The following is a 4,429-nucleotide window of genomic DNA, read 5'->3' on the forward strand; positions in this document are numbered from 1 at the left end:
CACGCCTCTTCACGCTTTGCATGTTGAGTTGGGTGGTAAGTTGGTTGATTTTGCTGGGTGGGAGATGCCTGTTCAGTATCCATTGGGGATTATGGGGGAGCATAAGCAGTGTCGTGAGAAGGCGGCGGTGTTTGATGTGAGCCATATGGGTCAGGTGATCCTGAAGGGTGAGAATGTGGGCGAGAAGCTGGAAGCTTTGTGCCCGCAGGCTTATGCGACGCTGAAGGAAGGCAAGGCGCGGTACGGGTTCTTTACGAACGCAGAAGGCGGGATCATGGACGATTTGATCGTGTCGAATGCGGGGGATCATTACTTTGTGGTGGTGAACGCGGCGCTACGGCATCAGGACATTCCGCATATGCGCGAACATCTCGACGGTGTTGAAGTGATCGAGATCTTCGACCGGGCACTGGTGGCGGTACAGGGCCCTGCGGCGGAAAACGTTGTGGGCGAGCTCTGCCCTGCGGCGCGGGATCTGAAGTTCATGGAAACCACGGTGGCCGATATCAACGGTGTCGAATGCCGCATCTCGCGGCTGGGCTATACCGGCGAGGACGGGTACGAGATCTCGATCCCCGAGGACAAGGCGATAGAGATCACCAAGGCCTTCCTGGCGCATGAAGATTGCGCGGCGGCCGGTCTGGGCGCGCGCGACAGCCTGCGGCTGGAAGCGGGCCTGTGCCTTTATGGCAATGACATCGACCAGAGCACTTCGCCGATCGAGGCCTCCCTGGCTTGGGCGATCCAGAAGCGCCGCAAGGAAGAGGGCGGTTTCCCGGGCGCAGACCGTGTGCAGAAGGAACTGACCGAAGGTCCCGCCAAAAAGCTGGTGGGCATCAAGCCCGAAGGCCGCGCACCGGCGCGTCAGGGCGTTGAGATCCAGTGCAGCAATGGCAATACAATCGGCCAGATCACCTCGGGCGTGTTTGGCCCCACCGTGGGTGGACCGGTGGCGATGGGCTATGTCGCGGCAGGTCATACCGAGCCGGGCGAGACGGTGAACCTGATCATCCGGGGCAAACCGCAACCGGCGCAGATCGTGGCGCTGCCCTTTGTCACCCAGAATTACAAGCGTTGAAGTCAGGAGAGAGAGACATGGCAACCTATTATTCCGAAGAACATGAATGGCTGGCTGTTGAGGGCGACACCGCCACGCTGGGCATCACTAAACACGCCGCCGAGCAGTTGGGCGACGTGGTGTTCGTGGAACAGCAGGAAGCAGGCGACGAGTTCGAAAAAGGCGGCGAGATCGGCGTGATTGAATCCGTCAAGGCCGCGTCCGAGCTTTATGCGCCGGTCGATGGCGAGATCACAGAGGTGAACGAGGCGCTGGCCGACAATCCCGGTTCTCTGAATGACGACCCCGAAGGCGAAGCCTGGATCTACAAGATTAAGATCGCGGATGCCGCGCAGCTCGAAGATCTGATGGATGAGGCCGGCTACAAGGCCTTCATCGGATAAATCCAAATGGCGGGTCCTCGCACGGGTCCGCCCCTTCATCTGGCTAAAAATACTCCCGCCGGAGGCTCCCGCAGTCTCCGCCGGGTCTGACCTATCCTTGAGGAGCGCACACATGGCCTTCAAACTGACCGATTACGAAGCCTATGACTTCGCCAACCGCCGCCATATCGGGCCCAGCCCGACCGAGATGCGCGACATGCTCAAGGTGATCGGCTTCAAGACACTGGACCAGCTGATCGACGCCACCGTCCCCCCTGCGATCCGGCAGAAAGAGCCGCTGGACTGGGGCCCGGCGATGACAGAACGCGACGCTCTGTTCCACATGAAAGAGGTGGCGAGCAAGAACAAGGTTCTGACCTCGCTGATCGGTCAGGGTTATTACGGCACCACCACGCCGGCGCCGATCCTGCGCAACATCCTGGAAAACCCGGCCTGGTACACGGCCTATACGCCCTATCAGCCCGAGATCAGCCAGGGCCGCCTTGAAGCTCTGCTGAACTTCCAGACCATGGTCAGCGATCTGACCGGGCTCGATGTGGCCAACGCATCCCTGCTGGACGAAGCCACAGCTGCGGCGGAAGCGATGGCCATGGCCAAGCGCGGTGGCCGGTCCAAGGCCAACAATGCAGCCTTCTTTGTCGACAAGAACTGCCACCCGCAGACCATCGCGGTCATTAAAACCCGCGCCGAGCCTCTGGGCATCGAGGTGCAGGTGGCTGATCCGGACACGCTGGACGCAGGCGCCGTCTTCGGTGCGATCTTCCAGTATCCCGGCACCCACGGCCATGTGCGTGACTTCACCAAAGAAATCGCCGCTCTGCATGAACACAAGGCCATCGCAATTGTCGCCGCCGATATCCTGTCGCTGGCGCTGCTGAAGTCACCTGGTGAGATGGGCGCGGATATCGCCATCGGCTCGACCCAGCGCTTTGGCGTTCCGATGGGCTATGGCGGGCCCCATGCTGCTTACATGGCGACCACCGACAAGCTGAAGCGCTCGATGCCGGGCCGGATCATCGGTGTCAGCATCGACAGCCGCGGCAACAAGGCCTATCGCCTGGCGCTGCAGACCCGCGAACAGCATATCCGCCGCGAGAAAGCCAACTCGAACGTTTGCACTGCGCAGGCGCTGCTGGCGGTGATTGCCTCGATGTATGCGGTGTATCACGGTCCCGATGGCATCAAGGCCATCGCGCAATCGGTGCACCGCAAGACCTCGCGCATGGCTGCCGGTCTGGAAGAGGCGGGCTTCTCGGTTGAACCCGAGGTATTCTTCGACACCATCACGGTCGAGGTTGGCCATCTGCAGAACGTCGTGATGGAGGCCGCAGTGGCCCGCGGCGTCAACCTGCGTAAAGTGGGCGACACGAAAGTGGGCATCAGCCTGGACGAACAGACCCGCCCCGAGACCATCGAGGCGGTCTGGGGGGCCTTTGGCATCGATCGCAAGGATGACAGCTCGAATAAGCAGTACCGCCTGCCGGATTACGCGCTGCGCGAAAGCGAATACCTGACCCATCCGATCTTCCACAAGAACCGGGCCGAGGCCGAGATCACCCGCTATATGCGCCGTCTGGCCGACCGCGACCTGGCGCTGGACCGGGCGATGATCCCACTGGGCTCCTGCACCATGAAGCTGAACGCCACGATCGAGATGATCCCGGTCACCTGGCCTGAGTTCGGCAATCTGCACCCGTTTGTGCCGCAAGATCAGGCGCAGGGCTATCACGAGATGATCGACGATCTGAACGACAAGCTGTGCCAGATCACCGGCTATGACGCGATCTCGCAGCAGCCCAACTCGGGCGCGCAGGGTGAGTACGCGGGCCTTCTGACCATCCGCAACTATCACTTCGCCCGGGGCGAAGGGCAGCGCAATGTCTGCCTGATCCCAACCTCGGCGCATGGCACCAACCCGGCCTCGGCCCAGATGGTGGGCTGGCAGGTTGTGCCGGTGCAGGCGGATGACAAGGGCAACATTGACCTGAACGACTTCCGCGCCAAGGCGGAAAAGCACTCGGATCATCTGGCCGCCTGCATGATCACCTATCCGTCCACCCATGGCGTGTTCGAGACCACCGTGCAGGAGGTCTGCCAGATCACCCATGATCACGGCGGTCAGGTCTATATCGACGGCGCCAACATGAACGCCATGGTTGGCCTGGCCCGTCCCGGCGATGTGGGTGGCGATGTCAGCCACCTGAACCTGCACAAGACCTTCTGCATCCCGCATGGCGGCGGTGGCCCCGGCATGGGCCCGATCGGCGTCAAGGCGCACCTGACCGAGCACCTGCCCGGCCACCCGGAATACGGCACCGCCGTGGGTCCGGTCTCGGCGGCACCGTTTGGCTCTCCGTCCATTCTGCCGGTCAGCTGGGCCTATGTGCTGCTGATGGGCGGCGCGGGTCTGACCCAGGCCACGAAAGTGGCAATCCTGAACGCCAACTACATCGCGGCGCGGCTCAAGGATGCCTATCCGATCCTCTACACGTCCGAGACCGGCCGGGTGGCGCATGAGTGCATCCTCGACACCCGACCCTTGGACGAGGCGGCGCATGTCAGCGTCGATGACATTGCCAAACGTCTGGTCGATTCCGGCTTCCATGCTCCGACCATGTCCTGGCCGGTGGCCGGCACCTTGATGGTAGAGCCCACGGAATCAGAACCCATGGATGAGCTGGACCGCTTCTGCGACGCCATGCTGTCGATCCGGGCGGAAGCACAGGACATCATCGACGGCAAGATCGACGCGGAAAACAACCCGCTGAAAAACGCCCCACACACGGTGCGCGATCTGGTGGGCAGCTGGGACCGCCCCTATACCCGCGAACAGGCCTGCTTCCCTCCGGGCTCCATGGGCGTCGACAAATACTGGTCCCCCGTCAACCGCGTCGACAACGCATACGGAGACCGAAACCTCATCTGCACATGCCCTCCAATGTCAGAATACGAAGAAGCCGCAGAGTAA

The 4,429-nt window shown here is 61.8% G+C and carries 3 protein-coding genes; all 3 read left to right on the forward strand.

Annotated elements, in window-relative coordinates:
- On the forward strand, nucleotides 1–1,078 hold a 1,078-nt coding region (gcvT, locus tag AC2FI7_RS22715; protein ID WP_010441177.1), incomplete at its 5' end, for a glycine cleavage system aminomethyltransferase GcvT.
- Nucleotides 1,079–1,095: 17 nt separating this feature from the next.
- A complete protein-coding gene (gene gcvH, locus AC2FI7_RS22720; protein ID WP_010441179.1) occupies nucleotides 1,096–1,461 on the forward strand; it encodes a glycine cleavage system protein GcvH in 366 nt (121 codons plus the stop codon).
- A 112-nt stretch (nucleotides 1,462–1,573) separates the two neighbouring features.
- Complete coding sequence (gcvP, locus tag AC2FI7_RS22725; protein WP_010441180.1) at nucleotides 1,574–4,429, forward strand: aminomethyl-transferring glycine dehydrogenase; 2,856 nt, start codon at nucleotides 1,574–1,576, stop codon at nucleotides 4,427–4,429.

It is taken from the genome of Ruegeria sp. YTSA064 (genome assembly GCF_059610325.1).